24 protein-coding genes are annotated in these 23,569 nt (G+C 72.8%); 10 read left to right on the plus strand and 14 right to left on the minus strand.

From position 1 onward, the window contains the following. Positions 1 to 12 precede the first annotated feature (12 nt). The 3 genes from moeZ to ACPA54_RS25115 form a co-directional block, all read right to left on the minus strand. Complete coding sequence (moeZ, locus tag ACPA54_RS25105; RefSeq protein WP_423533334.1) at positions 13 to 1,191, minus strand: adenylyltransferase/sulfurtransferase MoeZ; 1,179 nt, start codon at positions 1,189 to 1,191, stop codon at positions 13 to 15. Positions 1,192 to 1,328: 137 nt separating this feature from the next. Then, the gene (locus tag ACPA54_RS25110) at positions 1,329 to 3,230 is read right to left on the minus strand and encodes a DUF3152 domain-containing protein (RefSeq protein WP_423533336.1); all 1,902 of its coding nucleotides are present in this window, start codon (positions 3,228 to 3,230) and stop codon (positions 1,329 to 1,331) included. A gap of 6 nt (positions 3,231 to 3,236) precedes the next feature. Then, a complete protein-coding gene (locus ACPA54_RS25115) occupies positions 3,237 to 4,196 on the minus strand; it encodes an alpha/beta fold hydrolase (RefSeq protein ID WP_423533338.1) in 960 nt (319 codons plus the stop codon). 237 nt (positions 4,197 to 4,433) lie between these two features. On the opposite strand from ACPA54_RS25115, the gene ACPA54_RS25120 reads away from it, so the two are divergent. From ACPA54_RS25120 to ACPA54_RS25130, 3 genes are all read left to right on the plus strand, one after another. Continuing rightward, positions 4,434 to 4,685: a hypothetical protein gene (locus ACPA54_RS25120; protein ID WP_423533340.1), complete on the plus strand. Its 252-nt coding sequence runs from the start codon at positions 4,434 to 4,436 to the stop codon at positions 4,683 to 4,685. Positions 4,686 to 4,902: 217 nt separating this feature from the next. Continuing rightward, a complete protein-coding gene (locus tag ACPA54_RS25125) occupies positions 4,903 to 5,544 on the plus strand; it encodes a TetR/AcrR family transcriptional regulator (protein WP_345673817.1) in 642 nt (213 codons plus the stop codon). A 198-nt stretch (positions 5,545 to 5,742) separates the two neighbouring features. Beyond that, positions 5,743 to 5,970 carry a DUF3107 domain-containing protein gene (locus ACPA54_RS25130; protein WP_345673816.1) on the plus strand — a complete coding sequence of 76 codons (228 nt, stop codon included), beginning with the start codon at positions 5,743 to 5,745 and terminating at the stop codon, positions 5,968 to 5,970. Positions 5,971 to 6,066: 96 nt separating this feature from the next. On the opposite strand, the gene ACPA54_RS25135 is transcribed toward ACPA54_RS25130, so the two are convergent. Beyond that, positions 6,067 to 6,819, minus strand: coding sequence for a ferritin-like fold-containing protein (locus ACPA54_RS25135; RefSeq protein WP_423533343.1), 753 nt, complete (start codon positions 6,817 to 6,819; stop codon positions 6,067 to 6,069). A gap of 393 nt (positions 6,820 to 7,212) precedes the next feature. Here ACPA54_RS25135 and ACPA54_RS25140 point away from each other — a divergent pair, with 393 nt between their 5' ends. Continuing rightward, the gene (locus ACPA54_RS25140) at positions 7,213 to 8,937 is read left to right on the plus strand and encodes a DEAD/DEAH box helicase (protein WP_423533345.1); all 1,725 of its coding nucleotides are present in this window, start codon (positions 7,213 to 7,215) and stop codon (positions 8,935 to 8,937) included. A 201-nt stretch (positions 8,938 to 9,138) separates the two neighbouring features. Here ACPA54_RS25140 and ACPA54_RS25145 read toward each other — a convergent pair whose 3' ends face one another. Further along, positions 9,139 to 10,083, minus strand: coding sequence for an alpha/beta fold hydrolase (locus ACPA54_RS25145; protein ID WP_423533347.1), 945 nt, complete (start codon positions 10,081 to 10,083; stop codon positions 9,139 to 9,141). A gap of 78 nt (positions 10,084 to 10,161) precedes the next feature. Further along, entirely contained in the window at positions 10,162 to 11,178 is a 1,017-nt protein-coding gene (locus ACPA54_RS25150) for an NYN domain-containing protein (protein WP_423533349.1), read from the minus strand. A gap of 366 nt (positions 11,179 to 11,544) precedes the next feature. Here ACPA54_RS25150 and ACPA54_RS25155 point away from each other — a divergent pair, with 366 nt between their 5' ends. Next, positions 11,545 to 11,724, plus strand: a complete 180-nt coding sequence (locus tag ACPA54_RS25155; protein ID WP_345673811.1) for a hypothetical protein — start codon at positions 11,545 to 11,547, stop codon at positions 11,722 to 11,724. A gap of 85 nt (positions 11,725 to 11,809) precedes the next feature. On the opposite strand, the gene ACPA54_RS25160 is transcribed toward ACPA54_RS25155, so the two are convergent. The 4 genes from ACPA54_RS25160 to ACPA54_RS25175 all read right to left on the minus strand — a co-directional run bounded on the left by ACPA54_RS25160 (position 11,810) and on the right by ACPA54_RS25175 (position 15,350). Next, positions 11,810 to 12,433 carry an MBL fold metallo-hydrolase gene (locus tag ACPA54_RS25160; RefSeq protein WP_423533351.1) on the minus strand — a complete coding sequence of 208 codons (624 nt, stop codon included), beginning with the start codon at positions 12,431 to 12,433 and terminating at the stop codon, positions 11,810 to 11,812. Next, a complete protein-coding gene (locus tag ACPA54_RS25165; protein WP_423533353.1) occupies positions 12,430 to 13,509 on the minus strand; it encodes an S-(hydroxymethyl)mycothiol dehydrogenase in 1,080 nt (359 codons plus the stop codon). Before ACPA54_RS25165 ends, ACPA54_RS25160 begins: the two co-directional genes overlap by 4 nt. 185 nt (positions 13,510 to 13,694) lie before the next feature. Next, positions 13,695 to 14,543 (minus strand): PHP domain-containing protein, encoded by an 849-nt coding sequence (locus ACPA54_RS25170; protein WP_423533355.1) that lies wholly within the window; start codon positions 14,541 to 14,543, stop codon positions 13,695 to 13,697. A gap of 114 nt (positions 14,544 to 14,657) precedes the next feature. Beyond that, positions 14,658 to 15,350: a DUF6758 family protein gene (locus ACPA54_RS25175; RefSeq protein ID WP_423533466.1), complete on the minus strand. Its 693-nt coding sequence runs from the start codon at positions 15,348 to 15,350 to the stop codon at positions 14,658 to 14,660. A 377-nt stretch (positions 15,351 to 15,727) separates the two neighbouring features. Here ACPA54_RS25175 and ACPA54_RS25180 point away from each other — a divergent pair, with 377 nt between their 5' ends. Both ACPA54_RS25180 and ACPA54_RS25185 read left to right on the plus strand, forming a co-directional pair. Beyond that, entirely contained in the window at positions 15,728 to 16,129 is a 402-nt protein-coding gene (locus tag ACPA54_RS25180) for an NUDIX hydrolase (protein ID WP_423533357.1), read from the plus strand. 42 nt (positions 16,130 to 16,171) lie between these two features. Beyond that, positions 16,172 to 17,119, plus strand: a complete 948-nt coding sequence (locus ACPA54_RS25185) for a ribokinase (protein ID WP_423533359.1) — start codon at positions 16,172 to 16,174, stop codon at positions 17,117 to 17,119. A 69-nt stretch (positions 17,120 to 17,188) separates the two neighbouring features. Here the strand turns inward: ACPA54_RS25185 and ACPA54_RS25190 are convergent, their stop codons facing one another. Beyond that, a complete protein-coding gene (locus tag ACPA54_RS25190; protein ID WP_345673805.1) occupies positions 17,189 to 17,695 on the minus strand; it encodes a MaoC family dehydratase in 507 nt (168 codons plus the stop codon). A gap of 219 nt (positions 17,696 to 17,914) precedes the next feature. Between ACPA54_RS25190 and ACPA54_RS25195 the strand changes: the two genes are divergently transcribed. Both ACPA54_RS25195 and ACPA54_RS25200 read left to right on the plus strand, forming a co-directional pair. Next, entirely contained in the window at positions 17,915 to 19,147 is a 1,233-nt protein-coding gene (locus tag ACPA54_RS25195; protein ID WP_423533361.1) for an MFS transporter, read from the plus strand. Between the two features lie 37 nt (positions 19,148 to 19,184). Next, positions 19,185 to 19,613, plus strand: a complete 429-nt coding sequence (locus ACPA54_RS25200; protein WP_423533363.1) for a universal stress protein — start codon at positions 19,185 to 19,187, stop codon at positions 19,611 to 19,613. A gap of 114 nt (positions 19,614 to 19,727) precedes the next feature. On the opposite strand, the gene ACPA54_RS25205 is transcribed toward ACPA54_RS25200, so the two are convergent. Further along, positions 19,728 to 20,342: a suppressor of fused domain protein gene (locus ACPA54_RS25205; RefSeq protein WP_423533365.1), complete on the minus strand. Its 615-nt coding sequence runs from the start codon at positions 20,340 to 20,342 to the stop codon at positions 19,728 to 19,730. A gap of 536 nt (positions 20,343 to 20,878) precedes the next feature. Here ACPA54_RS25205 and corA point away from each other — a divergent pair. Next, positions 20,879 to 21,970 (plus strand): magnesium/cobalt transporter CorA, encoded by a 1,092-nt coding sequence (gene corA / locus ACPA54_RS25210; protein WP_423533367.1) that lies wholly within the window; start codon positions 20,879 to 20,881, stop codon positions 21,968 to 21,970. A 29-nt stretch (positions 21,971 to 21,999) separates the two neighbouring features. On the opposite strand, the gene ACPA54_RS25215 is transcribed toward corA, so the two are convergent. After that, entirely contained in the window at positions 22,000 to 22,491 is a 492-nt protein-coding gene (locus tag ACPA54_RS25215; RefSeq protein WP_423533369.1) for a YflT domain-containing protein, read from the minus strand. 139 nt (positions 22,492 to 22,630) lie between these two features. Then, positions 22,631 to 23,521 carry an alpha/beta fold hydrolase gene (locus ACPA54_RS25220; protein ID WP_423533371.1) on the minus strand — a complete coding sequence of 297 codons (891 nt, stop codon included), beginning with the start codon at positions 23,519 to 23,521 and terminating at the stop codon, positions 22,631 to 22,633. Positions 23,522 to 23,569: the final 48 nt, after the last annotated feature.

Here is a 23,569-nt window from a genome sequence, read left to right on the forward strand (position 1 = left end):
GTCTCGAAACCGTCAGTAGACGGGCTTCTCCGGCTCGATCTGGTTGACCCAGCCGATCACGCCGCCGCCGACGTGCACGGCGTCGTTGAAGCCGGCCGACTTGAGCACCGCGAGGACCTCCGCGGAACGCACGCCCGTCTTGCAGTGCAGGACGATCTTCTTGTCCTGCGGCAGGTTTTCGAGCGCACGGCCCATGAGGAACTCGTTCTTCGGCACCAGCACCGCGCCGGGGATCGAGACGATCTCGTACTCGTTCGGCTCGCGGACGTCGATGACGTGGATGTTCTCGCCCGCGTCCATCCACTCCTTGAGGGTCCGCGGGGTGATCGTGGAACCCGCGGCGGCCTCCTGGGCCTCCTCGGACACGACGCCGCAGAACGCCTCGTAGTCGATGAGCTCGGTGACCGTCGGGTTCTTGCCGCACACCGCGCACTCCGGGTCCTTGCGGACCTTGACCTGGCGGTACGTCATCTCCAGTGCGTCGTAGATCATCAGCCGGCCGAGCAGCGGCTCGCCCATGCCGGTGAGCATCTTGATCGCCTCGTTGGTCTGGATCGACCCGATCGACGCGCACAGCACCCCGAGCACGCCGCCCTCGGCGCACGACGGCACCATGCCGGGGGGCGGGGGCTCCGGGTAGAGGCAGCGGTAGCACGGGCCGTGCTCGGCCCAGAACACCGACGCCTGGCCGTCGAAGCGGTAGATGGAACCCCACACGTACGGCTTGCCGAGCAGCACGCACGCGTCGTTCACCAGGTAGCGGGTGGCGAAGTTGTCCGTGCCGTCGACGATCAGGTCGTACTGCGCGAACAGCTCCATCACGTTGTCCGCTTCGAGTCGCTCCTCGTGCAGGACCACGTTGACGTACGGGTTCGCCTCCAGCACGCTCTCGCGCGCCGACTGCGCCTTCGACTTCCCCACGTCGCTCTGGCCGTGGATGATCTGGCGCTGCAGGTTGGACTCGTCCACGGTGTCGAACTCGATGATGCCGAGCGTGCCCACACCGGCCGCGGCCAGGTAGAGCAGGGTCGGGGAGCCGAGGCCGCCCGCGCCCACACACAGGACCTTCGCGTTCTTCAGGCGCTTCTGCCCGGACATCCCGAAGTCCGGGATGATCAGGTGGCGCGAGTAGCGGCGGACCTCATCGACGGTCAGGTCGGCAGCCGGCTCGACCAAGGGTGGTAGCGACACGGAGACTCCGATGGTCAGACCTTGTCATTGCGACATTTCTCCACCTAACAGTGCCACGCGGGCCGCCATTCCCCGGCAGGGGGTCCGGAGCGTGAGACAGTCGTCTCATTCGCCGCGCCCGAGCGCGTCCACGCCGGTCAGGCCGGGTACGGCCACGCGTTGATCTTGCAGACCTGGCCGCTCTGCGCGGTCACCGTCTTGGTCTGCTGCATCATCACCGGCGCCAGCCCGTCCGGGCGGCAGGAGTACTCGTGCCCGTGGCCGAGCCGGTGCCCGACCTCGTGGTTGATGAGCATCTCCCGGTACATGACCATCTCGTCGCCGAACGTCTCCGAGCCCTGCGCCCACCGCCACGCGTTGATCACCACGAACGGGGTGCCCGCCGCGTCGCACGACACCGTCTGCGCCGACGTGTCGAGGCCGACCGCGCCGCACAGCTTGTTCGTCGTCCCGGGGCTCGCCAGGCGGATCACGAAGTCCGCCTTGCCGTCGGTGCGTTCGAACGTCTTGCCGTCGTGCGCCCAGGACCGTGGGTCGTTGAGCGTCGTCTGCACCGCCTCGCCGAACAGCTCGGGATCCAGGTTCAGGCCGCGCTCGGTCTCGATCCGGTAGGTGTACTTCTTGCCGGACCCGGGCGCCTTAACGCTGCCCGGCAGGACGTCGAAGCTGCCGGACAGCGCGAGCTGCTGGTCCAGGTCGAACTTCACCTTCATCCGGTCGGTGAGCGACCCGGGCGACGTCGGCGTCGGAATCGGCACCGTCGACGGCCCCGGCGCCGGGGAACTCTGCGTCGCCCCGGCCGGCTGCACCTGCCCGCGGTCCGAACTGCGGGATGCGGGGTCGTCGGTACGCCGCGACGGGTCCTCGGTGTGCGCCGTGTCCGGCTTGGCCTGCGCCGACGAACCGCCGTCGGGCATCTGCATCGCCACCACACCGGCCAGCACCGCACCGGTCACCACCGCGCCCCCGGCGGCGACCAGCGGCCGCTTGGACTTGCGCGCGGGCGCCTCCGCGGCGGCCCGCCGGGCCGCCGCCCGGCCGCCCGGCGACGACGGGGACGAGGGGGACGAGGATGCGGACGAGCCCGGCGAAGAAGAACGCGAGGACGTCGAGCGGGACGCGGCCGGCGACGCAGTCGATCCGTGCGTCGACCGCGTGGTCCGCGGGGTCGTGCGGGTCTGCGCGGCACGCCCGGCCGCCGCCGCCGTCGTCGTCCCGGCCGCGGCGCTGCCCGCGGCCGCCCTGCCGCGCGGCGATATGGCATCGCGGACAGGCGGACGGACCGCCGCCGGCGCGGGGTCGTCGACCGGGTCGACGTACACCGCGTCGCCCCACGCTGCGGGCTCCGGGTCGAACTCGGGCTCCGGGTCCGGTATCTGCCGCGGCGGGGCGGCGAACTGCGGTTCCGGCTCGGGGAAGTACTGCTGGTGCTGGTCGGGCATGTACTGCGCCGGTACCGCCGGCATCGGGTCGTGCAGAGGGTCCTGAAGCGGGTCGTTCAGGGGGTCGAAAGCGTACGCCGCCTGGTATTGGGCCTGTGCCTCGTATCCCGGCGGCGGCGCGTCGACCTGCGGGTGGCCGTAGGGCTCCTGCGGCTGACCGTAGCCGTATGCCTGGCCCTCGTACGTTCCGTCGTACGTCTGCTGCTGGTAGGCCGCCTGCTCGTAGGCCTGGTGCTCGTACGTCTGCTGCGGATAACCCTGCTGCGGGTAAGCCGCCTGCTCGTACAGGGACTGCTCGTACCCGCCGGGCTGCGGCGCGTAGTAACCCTCGGCGGCGTACTGCGGCGCCGCCGCATACTGGCCGCTGGTGTCGACGGCGTACTCGCCGCTGTACTGCGTCGCGGGCTGCTGCTCGGCGTAGCCGGTGCCGTACGCGGCGTACTCCCCCGAGGCGTAGTCGCCGTAGGCGGCCTCACCGTAGGTGGCCGCCGGGTACTGCTGCTGGCCCTGCTCGTACTGCTGCTGGTGCTGTTGTGGCTGCTGGCCTTCGTACGACGGGTAAGCGCCGCTGGTCGAAGGGTCCCCGAGTCTGTCCACTAAGCGTCACCCTGCCGTTTCGGGGGTGTCGGCGGATATTGGCGGCTTGCCGGATTCGGCGAGCAGCTCGCGTACGGCGCGGGCCACGACCCGCGGGTGCTCCATCATCGCGACGTGCCCGGAGTCGGGCACCATCACCAGGCGCGGGTCCGGGAACGTCGCCTGGGCACGGCGCGCCACGGCCGAGTTCACGAGCCGGTCCCGGCGTCCGTAGACCAGCAGGGTCGGCGCCTGCACGGCGGCGGCCTGCTTCCACAGGTTGCGCGGGCCGCGTTCCAGGTACGCGGCGACGACGCCGCGGGCGGACCGGGTGAAGGCGTCCGACATGTAGGGCAGCCCCAGCCGACGCCGGTATTCGGCGGCCAGCGCGGCGAACTCCGCGTCGGGCAGGAGGTCCGGGCTGCCGAAAATCAGGCCGACGGAAACGCGCGTGCGCTGCTCGGGCGTCATCCCCTTGGTGAGCCGGTTCAGGCCGGCGGAGAAGCCGGGGACCGCCATGAGGGCGGTCGGCAGCGCGGTGACCTGCGGCCTGAGGTCGGGGAGGGCGGGCGAGATGAGCGTGAGGGTGCCGACCAGGTCCGGGCGGCGGGCGGCGACGCGGGTGGCGACAGCGCCGCCCATCGAGTTGCCGACCAAGTGCACGGGGCCGCGGTTGAGGCTGAGGATCAGGCCCTCCACCGCGCGGCAGTGCGCGGACAGCGAGTAGTCGCCGTCGTGCGGAGGGGGCGAGAAGCCGAAACCGGGAAGGTCGACGAGGTCGGCCGCAAGGTCGCCGCGGAGTTCGTGGGCGAGGTGGGCCCAGTTCAGCGATGACCCGCCGAGCCCGTGCACCAAGACCGCGGGGGGCAGCGCCGGGTCGTGCTCCGGATGCCGCCGTACCGCCACCGTGGTCTCACCCGCCACCGCGACCGTACGTGCAGGCCAAGCCGCCGCGGGAGCGTCGGATTCCGCCTGAGTGGTCGTCACGTTCGCCAATATTACGAGACGGTCACCGGCGCGGAAGGGGCGGACACCCCAAGCGGTCGGCACGGGCGCGCGATTTGGACGTCGTATGGGCATATTTGCCCCCGGAGCCAACCGTTCCGCTGGCAACGGTTCGGTATCGATGATCGTGGACGCGCAACGCGGGTACGGGGGGTATACGGGGCTGTCGGCACCCCCGGCCGCCCCCCGACACCCCGCAATACCCGGAAGGAGCCGCACATGCCCGACTTCGCCCCGGAGGTCGACCCCGAGGTCGAACTGCGCCACGACGACCCGGAAGACGTGCCCGCCCCCGACGACCTCGACATGGAGGCCCCCGAAGCCGACGTCGCCGCCCAGCGCGCCGCCGTCGTGGACGAGGCCGCCGACGAGGACGCCGTGTGGCAGCCCGTACCGGACGGGGTGGATCCCGCGGACGCCACCGCGCAGCGCCGCGTGGTCGCCCCCGACGAGGAGGAGGAGTACCGCTGACCGGGCCCGCACGGCGTTCGGGACGGCATTCGGGACGGCCTTGCAAGGCACGGCCGTTGCCGTAACCCTGTTCGTTGCGCCACGAAACTTACGGCGACGCGTTACCCAAAAGTAGGATGACGTGGCAGAACACGCCGCCGGCCCCGCGTACGACCGCGCGGTCGGGACCTTGTCCGAAGCGTAGTCGGACACGTATGAAGCACGTTTGAGGAGCGCCGTGACAGCCATCCAGGATGCGGATTCCCGCCCGCGCGGCACCCGGCTGCCCCGGCTGGCCCGGCGCAACCAGCTGCTCGGCGCGGCCCACGAGGTGTTCGTGGCGCAGGGCTACCACGCGGCGGCGATGGACGACATCGCGGAGAAGGCCGGCGTCAGCAAGCCGGTGCTCTACCAGCACTTCCCCGGCAAGCTCGAGCTGTACGTCGCGTTGCTCGACCAGCACTGCGAGGCCTTGGTCGCCGCCGTGCGGGCGGCGCTGGAGTCCACGCACGACAACAAGCTGCGGGTCGCCGCGACGGTGGACGCGTACTTCGCGTTCGTCGACGACCACGGCGGCGCGTTCCGCCTGGTCTTCGAGTCGGACCTGACCAACGAGCAGGCGGTGCGCGACCGCGTCGACCGGGTCGCCGAGGTCTGCGCCGAGGCGGTCAGCAAGGTCATCGCCGAGGACACCGGCCTGGGCGAGGACGAGGCGATGCTGCTCGCCGTCGCACTGACCGGCATGTCGCAGGTCACCGCGCGCTACTGGGTCTCCAAGGGTGTGCCGATCCCCCGGGACACCGCGTCCCGGCTGATCTCCACGCTCGGCTGGCGCGGCATCTCGCGCTTCCCGCGCCGGGACGAGGTCCCGACGAGCTGAGCCCCCGGACCCGGCCGGGGGCGGCATCCCGGGTTTGTTCCCGTCGCCCGTTCGCGCTCGGCGTACCCGACATGCGGTGGGTGCCCGTCCGGCTGGATTAGCCTTCCCTCTGTACGGGTGCGTGCTGTCGCAGGCCGCCCCCATTCGTCGAGTAGTCAAGTATTCGTCGAGGGTTCGCCGAACATCGGAGGGACAGCCGTGGAGGTCAAGATCGGCGTGCAGCACGCCGGACGAGAGCTGGTGCTGGAGAGCACGGACAGCGCGGAGGCCGTCGAGCGCGCGGTCGCGGAAGCGCTGTCCAGCCCGGCCGGAGTGCTGTCGCTCACGGATGAGAAGGGCCGCAAGGTCATCATCCCGGCCGACCGCCTCGCGTACGTGGAGATCGGCGAGCCCGCCGTCCGCCGCGTCGGCTTCGGCGCGGTCTGACGCCGCACCGCCGGACGCAGCACCGCACGCACGCAGCACGAAGGGGCCGCCCGCATTTCGCGGGCGGCCCCTTCGCCGTGTCCGGGCGGGCTGCCGCTAGGACGCCAGCCCCAGCGCCGCCATGCGCGCCGTGTGGGCTTCGGTGATGCGCGTGAACATCCGGCCCATCTCGGCGAGGTCGAAGCCGGGCACGGTCAGTCCGCCGACGAGCAGCGCGGACAGCGCGTCGCGTTCCGCGGCGACCCGCTGGGCCTGGCTGAGCGCCTCGCCCATCAGGCGGCGGCCCCACAAAGCGAGGCGACCGGCGACCCGCGGGTCGGCGGCGATGGCGGCGCGCACGGTCTCCACGACGAAGTCGGCGTGGCCGGTGTCGGCGAGGACTTCTTCCACCAGGGCCCGGCTGTCCGGGGCGAGGTGCCCGGCGACCTCGCGGTAGAAGTCGGCCGCGATGCCGTCGCCGACGTACGCCTTGACCAGGCCTTCCAGCCAGTCGGACGGCGCGGTGTGCCGGTGGAACGCGTCGAGCGGCTTCACGAACGGCGCCATCGCCTCGGCGGGGTCGACGCCCATGCCGGCGAGGTGCTCGCGGAGCCGGGTGAAGTGCTGGAACTCGGCGACCGCCATCGCGGCCAGCGCCGCCTTGTCGTCGACGGACGGCGCCATTTTGGCGTCCTCGGCCAGACGTTCGAACGCGGTGATCTCGCCGTACGCCAACACGCCGAGCAGTTCGATCACCGCCGCCTGCGTCGCGGCCGCCGCCTCCGGTGCCTGGTCCGGCGTCCGGTCCGGCGCCCGGTCCGTGTCCGCGCCCGTGTCCGCGCCCGTGTCCGGCCGTGTTCCCTCAGTCATGAGACCGCAGCGTAACCAGCATCACCCCTCTCGGAGTACACCGGCGGGTACAGTGGTACAGCACGCGGATGCCCGGTCGGAGGACGATCGGCTCCGACCGACCCGCACCCAGCCCCCGGCAGGGAGGGCCCCCAAGACGACTTGGGGCCCCATCGAGGTCGAGGTCCCGTGTCGTGCCCCAGGCACAGAGCGGCAGCGGACGACGAGGTCCGCCCCGAATCCGCTCGGCCCGCCTGGCTGCGGCAACGCGGTCCTGACCCGCCTCGGTGAGCGGCGGCCCTACACACAGAAGAGGCTGGACCCCTGACCACATTCAGAGAACTTGGTGTATTTCCGGAAACCGCCGAGGCCCTGGAGAGCCTCGGCATCACCGAGGCGTTCCCCGTCCAGGAGATGACGCTGCCGGTGGCCCTCTCGGGCAGCGACGTGATCGGACAGGCGAAGACCGGCACGGGCAAGACCCTCGGCTTCGGCATCCCCGTCCTCCAGCGCGTGGTGACCCAGGCCGACGTCGAGGCCGGCCGCGCGACCGCGGTCCCGGGCAAGAGCCCGCAGGCGCTCGTCGTGGTGCCGACCCGCGAGCTGTGCGTCCAGGTCACCAACGACCTCCAGGGCGCGGGCAAGATGCGCTCCGTGCGCGTGCTCGCCGTGTACGGCGGCCGCGCCTACGAGCCGCAGGTCGAGGCGCTCAAGAAGGGCGTCGAGGTCGTCGTCGGCACGCCGGGCCGGCTGCTCGACCTGGCCGGGCAGGGCCATCTGGACTTGTCCCAGGTGCGCATGCTGGTGCTCGACGAGGCCGACGAGATGCTCGACCTGGGCTTCCTCCCGGACGTCGAGAAGATCGTCGACCGGCTGGCCGCGCGCCGCCAGACCATGCTGTTCTCCGCGACGATGCCCGGCCAGATCATCACGCTGGCACGCCGCTACATGAGCCGCCCGACGCACATCCGCGCGTCCGCGCCGGACGACCAGGGCACCACGGTGGCCTCGGTCAGCCAGCACGTGTACCGCGCCCACGCGATGGACAAGCCGGAGATGCTCTCGCGCATCCTCCAGGCGAACGGCCGCGGCCTGGCCATGGTCTTCTGCCGCACCAAGCGCACCTGCGCGGACCTCGCCGAGGGCCTGCGCGAGCGCGGCTACGCGGCCGCGGCCGTGCACGGCGACCTCGGGCAGGGCGCCCGCGAGCAGGCGCTGCGCGCGTTCCGCAACGGCAAGGTCGACGTGCTGGTGGCGACCGACGTCGCGGCCCGCGGCATCGACGTCGACGGTGTCACGCACGTCGTGAACTACCAGTGCCCCGAGGACGAGAAGACCTACCTGCACCGCATCGGCCGCACCGGCCGCGCGGGGGCGTCGGGTACCGCGGTCACGCTCGTCGACTGGGAGGACATGCCGCGCTGGGGCCTCATCAACAAGGCCCTCGAGCTGCCGTTCCCGGAGCCGCCGGAGACCTACTCGACGTCCGCGCACCTGTTCGCGGAGCTGCAGATCCCCGAGTCGGCGACCGGCGTACTCCCGCGTGCCGAGCGGACCCGTGCGGGCCTCGACGCCGAGGCTGTCGAGGACCTGGGCGAGACCGGCGGCAAGGGCGGCCGGGGCCGCGGCAAGGCGGGCAGCACGTCGCCGCGCGGCCGCTCGGGTGCCCGGTCCGGTCCGGAGACCGCCGAGGCACCGGCCGACCCGAGCCGCCGCCGGGCGCCGGGCAGCCGTCGCCGCCGGCGCCTGAACGACGGTACGGAGCCGGCGACCGCAACCGCGGTCGCCGAGACCGTGGCGGACGCCGCGGTCGCCGCGCCGGTCGCGGTCGTGCCGGTCAACCCGTCGACGGACCCCTTCGCCGTCCCGGCGCAGGCCTCGAAGCGGACGCGGACGCGGCGCAAGCCCGCCGCGGAGGCCCAGGCACCGGCCGAGACCGCGGCCCCGGTCGCGGACGGCGACGCGGAAGCCCCGAAGCGGACGCGGACGCGGCGCAAGCCCGCCGCGGAGGCCGAAGCACCCGCCGAGACCGCGGCCCCGGTGACCGAGGCCGGCGCCGAAGACGACGCCGAGGCCCCGCGCCGCCGGCGCCGTCGCCGCCGCCCGGTGGGCGAGGTTGCCGCCGAGGCTGCGGAGTAAGCACAGCAGGACCGATGACGGCCGGTGGCCGCGGATTACCGCGGCGACCGGCCGTCGGCGTGTCCGGAGGTCCCGGTGGGATGATCACATTCGGCGTGTGGGCCCCACTCCAACCAATTACCAGGCCGGGGTGGGGGCGTGTCGCGGGTTGTCCCCGGGCGGTGGTTGTCCACAGGGGCACGAAGCGGCGCCGCGCCGGGGTCAGCCGCGGGAGTGCCGCGCGGTGTCCGCCTCGGCCCCGTCGGAGTGGCGCGCGTCCGCCTCGGTCCCGTCCCAGAAGTCCGCGAGTTCCTTCGCGGTCGGCTCCGGGGCTTCCGCGTTGGGCGAGTGGGCGGCCCCGTCGACGACCGCGTGGCGGACGCCCAGGCGGCGGGCGGTTTCGGCCTGCCACGGGACCGGCCAGGCGTAGTCGCGCGTGCCGGACAGCACCAGGGCCGGCAGCCCGGCGGCGATCAGGGCGGCCAGGTCCGAGGTGCGGTCGGGTTCGGTGCGCAGCTGGCGGGCGGCGGCGATCAGCGCCGCCGGGGTGTTGGCGAGCCAGCGGGTCCGCAGGTAGTCCGCGACGCGCGGGTCGGAGGGCGGCAGGATGCCCGCTTCGGCATCCATTGCCCGCATCGCGTCCCAGACCTGGCCGAGGGTGTGCGAGCCGAGCGCGTCCTCGAGCATCGCCAGGCGGGCCGCTTCGCTGTCCTGGATGGCGGCGGGGCCGGTACTCATCAGCACGAGCGACGTGTAGCGGCCGGGCGCTGCCAAGACCGCCGAGCGGGCGACGAGCCCGCCGAACGAGTGGCCGACGAGGTGGACCGGCAGCCCGGCACGACCGTCGGCCAGCGCTTCGCCGAGCACGGCCAGGTCGGCGACCAGCGCGCCGCGGTCGTACGCCGCCGGGTCGTCCGTGCCGCCCGGGGTTTCGTACTGCCCGCGCTGGTCGACCGCGGCCACCCGGTAGCCGCGTTGCGCCAGCGGGTCGAGCAGCGCGATGAAGTCCTCTTTGCCGCCGGTGAATCCGGGGACCAGCAGGGCCGTGCCGCGGACCGGCACCCTGGCGGGCGGTGCGGCTTCCAGGCACGCGAACGCGCCGCGCGGCGTCGGCACGCGGCGGGCGCGGGCGGTGTCGGGCAGGTCGAGGAACGGCGGCGTGCTCACGCGTCCGAGCGTAGGACAGGCCGCGCCCGGGACGGGGCGGAAAAACCGGCGCGTCGACCGCGCGGGTGACGCGCCCGGTCAGCTTTCCCCGTGCGCCGGACCGAACTCCTGGGTGAGCCGGTCCCAGAAGCCGTTGCGCAGCGCCCGCCGCAGGTCCTCGTGCGGGCGGAGGGAGAACTGGAGTTCGCCTTCCGCGTCGACGAGCAGCGCCTTGTCGACGTTCTCCGGCAGCCGGGGGCCGGGCATCAGGCCGATCATGTCCTCGCGGCCGCGAGCGCCCAGCCAGCGTTCGGCGATCTTGCCGCCGAGCCGCCAGACCTGGTCGAACGTCGGCACGGTGCCGCCGCCCTGCGCGGCACCCGACGCCGGTGCCGCCGCGGCCGCGGCGGCGACGACGGCGGCGACGGCCGGGGGCTGTACGGACCGGAGCACGCACGGCGCGCAGAAGTCGTGGTGCAGGGTGCGCGTCACGTCGGCTTCCCAGACGAGCGGCTCGGCCTGGTTCATGCCGTACGCGGGTTCGATCCCCCACAGGTGCACGCGCACCCCGTACGACTGCGCGGACTCCACGGCCAGCACCAGGTCCTCGTCGCCGCTGACCACGACCGCGTCCTCGATGGCGCGGTTGCGGGCGAGGGACTCCAGGTCGCTGCGGATGAGCGAGTCGACGCCCTTCTGCTGGTTGTGCGCGTTGAGGTTGCCGAGCCGCACCTTGACGTCGGGCAGCTCGGCGACCTGCTTCTGTTCGAACGTGGGGACCCGGTTGCGGGCGCCGTCGTACCAGTAGACGCGCAGCAGGCGGCCTTCCGGGAAGACCTTGCGGGCCTCGTCGATGAGCGAGCTGATGAGGAACTCCGCGTCGATGCGGAACGCGCGGCGTTCGGCGGTGCCCGCGACGAGCAGGCCGATGGCGGCGTAGACGTAGCCGACATCGACGAATAGCGCGTGTGTCCCCGCGTGCGGCGGTGCGGACACCAGGCGCACCGGAACCGCGGCGGGCTGCGGCCCGGGGGTGTCGGAGCCGCCCGGCGCGCCGCGGCCGGCCTCGTCGGGGCCGCCCGCGTGGTCCGCTGTGCGTCGCTCGTCGCCGTGCAAGGTCCGGCCTTTCGTCGCTGCTGGTCGTCGGCCCCCGCCCGACCGCGCTCGCCGCCGGGTACCCGGTGGTCCGCCGATCCGGTTCGTATTGTCCCCTGCCCGCCCTCCGCGGGGCCTCCGCCGCCGGGATTTCCCGGTGACTTTTCGGTACCGGGAATGCGCCGGGCGTGAAGTGTGTTGTCCAGGTCACCACCGTTCCGCGCCGAGCCGCGTCCGAGTCGTCGAAAAGACTTCTCGGACGTCTTGTGCGCCGTGCGCTTTCGGTGGTCGATTTGTACGCTATGTCGTGTTCGGCAGCCGCACCCCGATGCAGCCGCCGAACACGTTTTCCCAGTACGACGGGAATCGAGGAGAAGGGAGGCGCGTATGCGCTACCGAATCACCAACCTCACCCGCAACGACTCGACCGACCCTGCCGGCAAGCCGCTCGTGGACGGCGAGGCCGTCCAGGAGGCGGTGGCCCGGGCCGCGGCCCGCGGTGAAAGCCTCTACATCAGGCCTGTCTCGCCGAAGCCGGAAACGGCCGCGGCCACGCAGACCGTCTGACTTGCGCATGAAGGGCGCCTCACCCGTTCGGGTGAGGCGCCCTTTCGCTGCCCCGGCGTGCCGGAGCCGCGGCGCGGCGCGCGGGTCAGTGACCGCGGGCCACCCAGGCGTCGTAGTCCTGCGCCTCGGCGCCGATGGTCGTCTCGTCGCCGTGCCCGGTCAGCACCCGCGTGCCGTCCGGCAGGGTGAGGAGCCGGTCCCGGATCGAGTCGAGGATGACCGGGAACGAGGAGAACGACCGCCCGGTCGCGCCCGGGCCGCCGCGGAACAGCGTGTCGCCGGAGAACAGCACGTCGAGGTCGGGCGCGTACAGGCACACCGCGCCCGGCGCGTGCCCCGGGGTGTGCACGACCCGCAGCTCGGTGCCGGCCACCTTGAACACCTCGCCGTCGGCCAGCTCCCGGTCCGGCGCCCGCTCCGGGTACACGACGTCCCACAGCATCCGGTCCTGCGGGTGCAGGTGGACCGGCGCGCCGAAGCGCTCGGCGAGCGCGGCCGCCGCGTTGATGTGGTCGTTGTGGCCGTGCGTGCACACGATCCCGACCAGGCGCCGGTCGCCGACGGCGGCCGCGATCGCGTCCGCGTCGTGCGCGGCGTCGACGACGAGGGCCTCGCTCGCGTCGCCGACGATCCACACGTTGTTGTCGACGTCGAAGTCCTGCCCGTCGAGCGAGAAGACCCCGGAGGTGACCAGGTGCTCGATGCTCACAGGACCACCACCGACCGCAGCACGTCGCCGTGGTGCATCTTGGTGAACGCCTGCTCGACCTCGTCCAGCTTGATCGTCTCCGACACGAACCCGTCGAGCGGCAGGCGGCCGCGCAGGTACAGGTCGATGAGGATCGGGAAGTCGCGCGTCGGCAGGCAGTCGCCGTACCAGGACGACTTGAGCGCGCCGCCGCGGCCGAAAACCTCGATCATCGGGAGTTCGATCTTCAGCTCCGGCGTCGGCACACCCACCAGGACGACGGTGCCGGCCAGGTCGCGGGCGTAGAACGCCTGCTCGTAGGTCTCCGGGCGGCCGACCGCCTCGACGACCAGGTCCGCGCCGTTGCCTTCGGTGAGCGCCTTGATCGCCTCGACCGGGTCCGTGTCGCGCGCGTTGACCGTGTCGGTCGCGCCGAAGCCCTTCGCCCACTCCAGCTTGCGCGGGTCCACGTCGACCGCGATGACCTTGCGCGCGCCCGCCAGATGCGCCGCGGCGATCGCCGCGTTGCCCACGCCGCCGCAGCCGATCACCGCGACCGAGTCGCCGCGCTGCACGTTGCCGGTGTTCGCGGCCGCACCGAAGCCCGCCATCACCCCGCAGCCGATCAGGCCCGCGGCCTCCGGACGCGCGGCCGGGTCGACCTTCACGCACTGCCCCGCGGCCACCAGCGTCATCTCCGCGAACGCGCCGATGCCGAGCGCCGGGGCCAGCGGCGTGCCGTCCTCCAGCGTCATCTGCTGCGTGGCGTTCAGGGACGCGAAGCAGTACCAGGGACGCCCGCGCAGACACGACCGGCACTCCCCGCACGGCGCCCGCCACGCCAGGACCACGTAGTCGCCCGGCGCCAGGCCGGTGACGCCCTCGCCCACCGACTCGACGACCCCGGCCGCCTCGTGCCCGAGCAGGAACGGGAAGTCGTCGTTGATGCCGCCCTCGCGGTAGTGCAGGTCGGTGTGGCACACACCGCACGCCTGCACCTTCACCCGGGCCTCACCCGGCCCCGGGTCCGGGACGACGATGTTCTCCACGGTGACCGGCGCGCCCTTGCCCCGAGCCACCACACCACGAACCAGCATCCGCTGCTCCCCTCCGCCTGTTACGCCTGTTCCGCATGTTGTGCGGGTTGTGCACGTTGCGCTTGGTTCGTGCGGCCGGGACTGCCGCCCGGTTCCACACGTGTCGAAAGCCGAGTGCTCGGACGGCTTTCGTTTCGCACTGTAACGGTGTCACGTGGGCCCGTGGACGCGGGCGCCGAACACGCTCACGCCCGGAGCAACGGAACCCCGCGGCCCTGGTCCGCGATCGCCGCGAACACCTCGGGATCCGTCGTGAACTGCCCGATGCCGATGATCTTGCGCGAGCCGTGGTAATCGCTCGACCCGGTCGCGACGAGCCCGAGGCCGCGCGCCAGATCACGCAGCCGGGCACGCGTCTCGTCGTCGTGGTCGAGGTGGTCGACCTCCAGACCTGCCAGGCCCGCCTCGGCGAGTTCCTCGATCGTCGCGTCGGACACCGTGCGCCCGCGCTTGCTCGCCGCCGGGTGCGCGAACACCGGCACGCCGCCCGCCGCGCGGATCAGCCGGACCGCGCGCACCGCGGTGATCTCGTACTTGCCGACGAACGCGCGGCCGCCGTCCTTGAGCCACTCGGGCGTGAACGCGTCCGACACGTCGGCCACCACGCCCGCTTCGGCGAGCGCCGTCGCCACGTGCGGCCGCCCGACCGCGCCGTCCCCGGCGATCTCCCGGACGCGCTCCCAGGTGATCGGCGCGCCGAGTTCGATACACCGCTCGACCATCGCGCGGGCCCGCCGCACCCGGTCGGTGCGCACCAGTTCGCGCTCCCGGGCGAACTCCGGCTCGGCGTCGTCGAACAGGTAGCCGAGCATGTGCAGGCTGATCCCGTCGCCGTCGATGCAGCTGATCTCCGCGCCGCGCACCAGCGTGAGGTCCGCGGGGAGAGCGTCGGCGGCCTCGGCCCAGCCGCCGGTGGTGTCGTGGTCGGTCAGCGCGACGACGTCCAACCCCGCGTCGCGCGCGATGCGGACGAGCGCGGCGGGGCTGTCCGTACCGTCGGAGGCGGTGCTGTGGGTGTGCAGGTCGATGCGCACGCGGACCTCGCTGGGGTCGATCGGGTGAGGCGATCAACAGTAGTCAGCGCGGGTGCGCAGGCGGGCGGGGCGGGGCGGCGGGTCCGCTCGCGCTCGGTTCGGCGGCCGGCCTGGTCAGTTCGGCGGCCGGGCCGGCGGCAGCGGGTGCGACGGCGGGTTCTGCGGCGGCTGGGTCAGCAGCTGCGGCGACAGCGCGCCGCACGGCAGCATCTGGATCTCGCCGCCCGCGTCGCGCAGGTCGGTGAGGACGACGTCGTCGTACACCAAGTGCCCGGTCTTGCCGGGCCACAGCACCGCCCAGATCCACAGGCCGAGCGCCTCGCCCGCATAGACCGCCCGGTCGGGCGGCGCGTCGGGGACGCACCACAGCGGCGTGGGGTGCCCGGCGGCCAGGACCTTCGCGGGCGCGGGCCCGCTGCCGAGCAGATCGGTGCCCGGATCCGGGCCGGGCAGGCCCGCATACCGCGCGCCCATGCCGATGCCCAGCTCCTCGGCGACCAGCACCAGCTCGCCGAGGCCGCCCAGCGGACCGGGCCCGGTGCAGGCCACCGCCACGGCGCGCGGCCCGGACTTGTCGTCGCCCGCGTGCGCGACACCCGTGAACAGCCAGCCGACCGGAAGCGGCCACGGCAGCCACACCGGAACCCGGGAGCGGCGGACGACCGCGTCCAACGCATCGATGCTCGGCGGAACCACCGGCTGCATGGGCGCCACGGCTCCGTGCAGCGGACATTGCCAGGTCTCGGAGAACAGGCCCGGAGCACGGACCCGACTCCCACAGCGCGGGCAGCTCGGCTCGCCCTTCATAGGCATGACGGTCCCCTGCCGACGCGCGTGAGTCAAGGACGATCACCCCTTCGGCGTCGCGCGGCCCACACCGGGGCAGGTCGGGCGCTCCGGCGCGGTCGGGACCGGCGTGTCGGGCCGACGGGTCGGCCGACGTGCCGGGCCGGGCGAACGCAACTTCGGATTACCCGATGGTCATACCCAAAGGGGGTCCCCTTGCTCACCCCTGGCTCGCCCTGGCTCACCACACTGCCGCAAACGTGCACGTCGGCGCCCCCGAGCGCCCGCCCGGCCTGGGGACGATCCGCGGGCCAACCCCGCCGCAGCACGCACGGACTTCGGCAGACACGTCCCGATTGCCCGTTCACGACACCCCTTTGGTGGATACGCTCCCCGTTATGCGGCCTACTCCCTGTGTCGGCGCGATCGTCCTCGACGCCGAGGGGCGGCTCTTGCTGATCCGCCGCGGTACCCCGCCGGGCAAGGGCCTGTGGTCGTTGCCGGGCGGGCGCGTCGAAGCCGACGAGTCCGACGCGGACGCGCTGCGCCGCGAACTCGCCGAGGAAACCGGGCTCGACATAGCGGTCGGCCCGCTGGTCGGCACCGTCCGCCGGGCCGCGCCCGACGGCGGCGTCTACGACATCCGCGACTACGCCTGCATCGTGCACGGCGGCGAACTGCGCGCGGGCGACGACGCCGAGGACGCGCGCTGGGTGCCGCCACACGAACTCCCGCGCCTGGAACTCACCGACGGGCTCCTCGACGCGCTCCGCGAATGGAACGTCCCGGGCGTGGCCTGACCGCCGGGCCGCGGCCCCGCAGGCCTGTGGCAGATTGTCGCGATGACCACGCCCCCGGAAGTCCTCGTCATCGGCTCCGTCAACGCCGACCTCGTCGTCCGCGTCCCGCACCACCCTCGTCCCGGCGAGACCGTCCTGGGCGCCGACCTGGTGGTGCACCCGGGCGGCAAGGGCGCGAACCAGGCAGTCGCCGCGGCCCGGCTCGGCGCCCGGGTGGCGTTCGCGGGGCGCGTCGGCTCGGACGCCTACGGCCCGATGCTGCTGGACAGCCTGCGGAGCGCGGGCGTGGACACCGCGCTGGTCGGCGTGTCCGACGGCGCCAGCGGCGTCGCGATGATCACCGTCGACGACGCCGGCGAGAACGCGATCGCGGTCTCCCCCGGCGCCAACGCCACCGTGCTCCCCGCGGCGATGGCGCAGGTCGAGGCGGTCCTCGCGGCGGTCCCGGTGGTGGTCACCCAGCTCGAGATCCCGGACGAGGCCGTGGACTGGCTCCTGCTTCTCGGCCGTGCGCACGGCACCCGGGTGGTGGTGAACCCGTCCCCGGGCCCGTGGCGGACCTCCGACGACAACGTGGCCGCCTGCGATCCGCTGGTGGTGAACCGGATCGAGGCGGCGGAGATCCTCGGCATGCCGTCGTTCGGCGGCACGCCCGACGAGGCGCTGGCGGCGCTCCGCACGTGGCGCGACCGCCCGCTGCGCCCGAAGTCCGTCGTGGTGACGCTGGGCGGCGACGGCGCGGTGCTGTTCGACGGCGACGGGGAGCCGGTGCACGTGCCCGCCGCGAAGGTGGCGCCGGTGGACACCACGGGCGCCGGGGACGCGTTCACCGGCGCGCTCGCGTGGCGGCTCGCCCGCGGCGACGGATTGGCGGACGCGGTGCGTCTCGCCGTCCGGGTCGGTGCCGCGGCGACCACGCGGGCCGGAGCACAAAGCTCGTACCCGACCCTGGCCGAACTCGCCGAGCGGGTGCCGGAGAGCATCGTCTGACCTGCGGATTCGGCGCGGCGGGGCACCCCGCACCCCCGGGAGCCCGGGGTGTCCCGCCGCGTTCCGGCGTCAGGATTCGCGCAGCTCCGGGCGGCCGGGCTGCTCGCCGCCGCGGGCCTCGCCGTAGGACACCTTCGGCACCATCACCTTGCGGCGGAAGATGCACACGAGGGTGCCGTCCTGCTTGTAGCCCTTGGTCTCGACGTGGACGACGCCGCGGTCGTCCTTCGACTTGGACTCCCACTTGTCCAGGACGGTGGTCTCGCCGTAGATCGTGTCGCCGTGGAACGTCGGCGCGACGTGCCGGAGCGACTCGATCTCCAGGTTCGCGATCGCCTTGCCCGAGACGTCCGGCACGGACATGCCGAGCAGCAGCGAGTAGATGTAGTTGCCCACCACGACGTTCTTGCCGAAGTCGGTCGTCTTCTCGGCGTAGTTGACGTCCATGTGGAGGGGGTGGTGGTTCATCGTGAGCAGGCAGAACAGGTGGTCGTCGTACTCGGTGACCGTCTTGCCGGGCCAGTGCTTGTAGATCGCACCGACCTCGAACTCCTCGTAGTAGCGGCCAAACTGCATGGGATATGCGGTCCTCTCTCGGGGAGCCCCGTGGGGTTCTGCGGCACATCATCCCGGAAGGCGGTTACCGGTAGGTAGGGCACCCCTCCCCGCCACCCGCCGATACCGCCCGCTCCCGCATCCGGCCGAAGACCGGCCTCGCCGCCCCGACATTTAGGTGTACGATACATTAATTAGCAGAGCTAAGGAATGCTCGGACGCAGAGCAAAGGAGGTCGGCATGTCCGCCGCGCACCGCGATGCCGCATCCGGGGAAAGCATCCTGCGGCAGCCGATGGCCGTGTGGGCCACCGCGTTCGCCGCCGTCGTCGCCTTCATGGGGATCGGCCTCGTCGACCCGATCCTCCCCTCGATCGCCAAAGGCCTGGACGCCTCGCCCAGCCAGGTCTCCCTGCTGTTCACCAGCTACTTCCTGATCACCGCGGTCGCGATGCTGGTCACCGGCTTCGTGTCCAGCCGCATCGGCGGGCGGCGCACGCTGCTGCTCGGGCTCGCGCTGGTCGTGGTGTTCGCGGCACTGTCCGGCACGTCCGACTCGGTCGGGGAACTCGTCGGCTTCCGCGCCGGGTGGGGGCTCGGCAACGCGCTGTTCGTGTCCACGTCGCTGGCGGTCATCGTCGGCGCGGCCAGCGGCGGCAGCGCCGCGGCGATCCTGCTCTACGAATCCGCCCTCGGCCTCGGCATGTCCTGCGGCCCGCTGCTCGGCGCCGTCCTCGGCGACGCGAGCTGGCGCTACCCGTTCTACGGGACCGCCGCGCTGATGGCCGTCGGCTTCGTCGCCATCACCGTGCTGCTCAAGGAGCAGCCCAAGCCCGCGGCCAAGGTCGGCCTGCTCGACCCGGTCAAGGCCCTCGGCCACAAGGGCCTCGCGGCCACCGCCGGCTCGGCGTTCTTCTACAACTACGGCTTCTTCACGGTCCTCGCGTTCACCCCGTTCGTGCTGGACATGAGCCCGTACAAGTCCGGCGCGGTGTTCTTCTGCTGGGGCGTGCTGCTGGCGCTGTGCTCGGTGCTCGTCGCGCCGCGGCTGCAGGCCCGGTTCGGCTCGGTGAACGTCGCGGCGGCCAGTCTGGTGCTGTTCGCGGCGGACCTCGGGGTCATCGCGTACGGGTCGAAGCCGGTGATCGTGACGTGCGTCATCGTTTCGGGAGCCTTCATCGGGATCAACAACACGGTGTTCACCGAAATGGCTCTGGAGGTGTCGGATGCGCCGCGTCCCGTCGCCTCGGCCGGGTACAACTTCGTGCGCTGGTTCGCCGCGGCGGCCGCGCCGTACCTCGCCCCGAAGCTCGAGGAGCACTTCGACGTGCACGTGCCGTTCCTCGTCGCGACCGCCGCGTGCGTCGTCGCCGCGGGCGTCCTGGTCGGCACCCGGCGCGTCCTCACCCCGGCGGAGAACGACGAACACGTCGGCGTAACGTCGATCCCGACGCCCGCCGCGGCCCGCCCGTAGCCCGTCCACCGAGCACGCAGATCAGGAAGAAGCAGCCATGTACCAGCGCATCCTCGTCGCCGTCGACGCCACCCCCGAGACCGCGGACGTGCTCGCGGCCGTAGCCGACCTGGCCAAGCCGCTCGGCGCCCAGGTCCGCGTGCTGCACGTGCAGACCGTCGACGTGGTCGACGGCGGCGGAGCGGGCGGCATCGTCGAGGAAGAGAGCGACAGCGAGGCCAAGAAGGTCGTCACCGACGCCGTCGACAAGCTGCGCGCCGCGGGCGTCGCGGAGGTCGAAGGCTGGGCGGGCGAGACGCTGCGTAGCGACATCCCGAACGCCGTCCTCGACCAGGCCAAGGACTACGGCGCGGACCTGCTCGTGCTCGGCTCGCGCCGCTACCACGGCCTGGCGCGGCTGTTCCTGGGCAGCGTGAGCGACGCCATCGTGCACCGCGCGCCGTGCCCGGTGCTGCTGGTGCCGTAAGGGGCACCCGGACCAAGGGCTCGGTCGGCCCTTGGTCCACCTTGGTCCACCTTGGTCCACCTTGGTCCACCTTGGTCCGCCTTGGTCCACCGCTGGTCGGCCGCTGGTCGGCCGCTAGTCCGCGCCGAGGGGGACGGCCGCGCGGCGCGGGTCGCGCAGGTCGGTGCCGTGCCGGAGCCAGCGCTCCTGCAACGCCTCACCGCCGTGCACCCGCTTCCACGCGGTCTCCCCCGCGGTCATCGGCAGCAGCGGCAGGAACCGGACCGGTTCGGCGGGCTCGGGCAGCGGCAAGTCGGCGACCAGTCCGCCGGGTTCGCCGACCAGGACGGCGGTGAAGGCGGCGCCCTCCCACAGCGGCCCGCCGACGTCGAGCGACGCACCCGGGGCCACGATCACACCCTCGACCTGCGGCGACGCGGCGAACACGGCGAGCGGCCGGAGCGCGGAGTCCTGCGATCCGCGGACGGACAGCACGAGTTCGGCGCGCGGCCCGCGCACCGGGTCGGCCAAGGCGGCCGCCGGGTCGGTCATCGGCGCACGCGACATGCCGAGCGTGGCGTACCGCACGACCCCGGTGTCGTCGGGTCCGAAGCGCAGCACCTCGATGCGGTCGGTGCCGACGAACGTGACGCCGGCGCGCCCGCTCGGTTCGCCGAACGCCGCGGTCAGATGGGCCTCCACCGCGGGCGTCGGGTCGGGCACGTCGTGGTGCGGCGTCATGTCGAACATGCGCGCATCGTACGTCGGCCGCGCGCCGTTCACCGGAACCGGGCCGTCTCGGAACCTGCCGCCTGCTACTCTGATTTGCTGGCCCCATCGGGCAGCCCTCGGAGGGCGCCGCGATCGAGCCGGGCTATTCAGCCATACCGTGCGGGCGCCCCGAGCAGCGGCGGCGCGCGGTGGACGTGCTCCCGTCGGACCGGGTCCGCGGGAGGCTTCCCCTAGCGGGGACAGGCCGAGGGAGGTGGTAGTGGTGCATACCGGCCCATCGTGCAGTACCGGCGGTTCACCCGACCTCCCGCGAACCACCTGCTGAATCCGCGCTTTCGCCGACGCCGCACCCCGTTCCGCCCCGCCTTCCGGCGCGGGCCGGTTTCGCCGTGCCGCGTGCCGTCTCCGCGGTCCGGATCCGCGCGTTTCCGCGTGCGGTTCCCCGAGTCCCCGCTGCCGCTGACGCACCGGGGCATGCCGTGCTCGCCGTACCCCGCACTGCCGTGCGCGGGCAGCCGCATGCCTTGACGCGCCCTCCTGTGAAGGAGCCCGCCATGTCGATGATCCGAGACCTCCGCGCCGCCGTCCGTCCCGCCGTGACCCGCCGCCGGGCCGCGTCGGACGCCGTGCCCGATCCGGTCGTCTCGGGCAATTGCGTGGTGGACTGCGCGGTGTACCGCGACGGCAGCCGGGTGGTCGGCTGCGCGACGCCCGGCGAGGCGATCCGCGACGTGCACGACCAGGGCAGCGGCTTTGTGTGGATCGGCCTGCACGAGCCGACGGGCGACGAACTCGCGGGCATCGCCGAACGGTTCGACCTGCACCCGCTCGCCGTCGAGGACGCGGTGAAGGCGCACCAGCGGCCGAAGCTGGAGCGCTACGACGACACGCTGTTCGCGGTCTTCAAGACGGTCCGCTACGTCGAGCACGAGCACCTGACAGCGACCAGCGAGGTCGTCGAGACCGGCGAGATCATGGTGTTCCTCGGCGGCGACTTCGTCATCACCGTCCGGCACGGCCTGCACGGCGGCCTCGGCGAGCTGCGGCACCGCCTGGAGGCGAATGCCGAACTCCTGGGCGCGGGCCCGTCGTCGGTGCTGCACGCGGTCGCGGACCGGGTCGTGGACACGTACCTGGAGGTCACCCAGGCACTCCAGGACGACATCGACGACGTGGAGAACGAGGTCTTCGGCGGCCGCGGCTCCGGCGACGCGGGCCGCATCTACCAGCTCAAGCGCGAAGTCCTGGAGCTCAAGCGCGCGGTGACCCCGCTGGCCCGCCCCCTGCAGACGCTCGCCGAGCGGCCGATGCGGCAGATCCACCCGGACATCCGCGAGTACTTCCGGGACGTCGAGGACCACCTCGCGCGGGTGAGCGAGCAGGTCGCGTCGTTCGACGAACTGCTGACGTCGATCCTCCAGGCCAACCTGGCCCAGGTGACGGTCACCCAGAACGAGGACATGCGGCGCATCTCCGCCTGGGTGGCGATCTTCGCCGTGCCGACGATGGTCGCCGGGATCTACGGCATGAACTTCGACCACATGCCGGAACTCCATTGGGAGTACGGCTACCCGGCCGTGCTCGGCGTGACGCTGACCGTGTGCCTGCTGATCCACCGCGGGTTCCGCCGCAACGGCTGGCTGTAGCGCCGGCCGCAGCCGACCACAGGCCCGGACTACAGGCTGAGCCGCCCGACGATGTTGCGGGCGCGTTCGGCGTACGCCGATTCGGCGAGCACGTCGTAGCGCGCCGCGACGATCTGGCTGCTGGAGATGAAGTCGCGCTTCCCGCCCGTGGAGCGGTAGCCGAGCCAGCCGAACAGCGCGCCCGCGGCGGCGCCCCACAGCAGGCCCATGAGGACGATCCACACCCAGCTCATCGCCCGCTCGGCGAAGATGCCCAGGAACAGGCCGATGAGCAGGCCGAACCACAGGCCGCTCGCGGCTCCGGCCATGGTGGCCTTCTTCGCGTCGAGCCGGCCGAGCACCTGCTCGACCATGCGCAGGTCGCCGCCGACGATCGAGGTGTGCTCGACGGGGAAGCCGTTGTCGGACAGGTAGTCGACGGCGCGCTGCGCCCCGGCGTAGTCGGTGTACGACGCGATCACTTCGCCGCCGCCCCGGGGGGTGCCCCCGGCGGCCGGGGGAATGCGTTCCTGGCCGAACATGGTGTCCTCTCGGTCCGTGGCGGGTGGACCGGTGCGCACGTACCGGTCCACCCGATGCGGACCGTCTACCCGATTCGGGCGATTCAACGCATTCCCGCCAACGAGACCAGTGGTGCGGGATCCGGGAGCCCTCGGCCGGTCACGCCTCCGCGAGGACGTCCCGCACTGCCGCCGCCACCGCGTCCGGGCGGTCGATCATCAGCAGGTGTGCGGCGTCCTCGACGATGTCGCAGCGGCCGCGCGGTGCCATCGCGGCCAGCGCGCGCTGCCGGTCGAGCCACCGGGCCTTGACCGCGTCCGGCTCGCGGCCGCCCGCGGCGGCGAGGACGCGGAGCGGGACGTCGGGGAACGCGGTGCGGTCGCGCAGCCGCAGGAGTTCGGCGGCCTGGTCGAGGTAGGTGGTGTTCTCGGTGAACGCCGCGGTGAGGAAGCGGCCGGACGCGTAGGACCGGCGCGTCCACTCCGGATCCCCGGCATCGCGGCCGCGCCGGCTGAAGCCGCGCACCGCGAGCCGCCGCAGCGCCGGGCCGACCGGGCGGCTGAGCCCGGTCCGCCGGAACGTACCGCCGATCGCGTGGGCCAGCGCGAGCCGGGCGGCCGGGGCCGGCCGGGTGCGCGCCCGAGGTTCGGCGCTCGCGTCGACGAGGACGACGCCGGCGGTGTGTTCGGGGTGGAGGCGGGCGAACGCCTCGGCGTGGAAGCCGGCGTAGGAGTGCGCCACGATCACGTACGGCCCGGGGGCGCCGACCGCTTCGGCGACCGCGCGCAGTCGCTCGGCCTCGCCGTACAGCGTCGGCGGCCGCGGGTCGGGGGCGCTGAGGCCGAGGCCGGGCCGGTCGAAACGCACGACGCGGCCGTGCGGGGCGACCAGCGGAACCGTGGTGTCCCAGTCGAACCACGCGCAGGCGAGACCGCTGGTGACGAGCACGGTCGGCCCGGCGCCGTCTTGGACGACATGCAGCACGGTGCCGTCGACGCGGACGAACGCACCGGGGGGCCGCGGACGGCCGGAGCCGTGGTTCGAGAGCATCACCGCCCAGCCTCGCACGGAACCGGCGGGGAAAACGGACGATCGCCC

It is taken from the genome of Uniformispora flossi, assembly GCF_049534875.1.
Taxonomy (GTDB): domain Bacteria; phylum Actinomycetota; class Actinomycetes; order Streptomycetales; family Streptomycetaceae; genus Yinghuangia; species Yinghuangia aomiensis.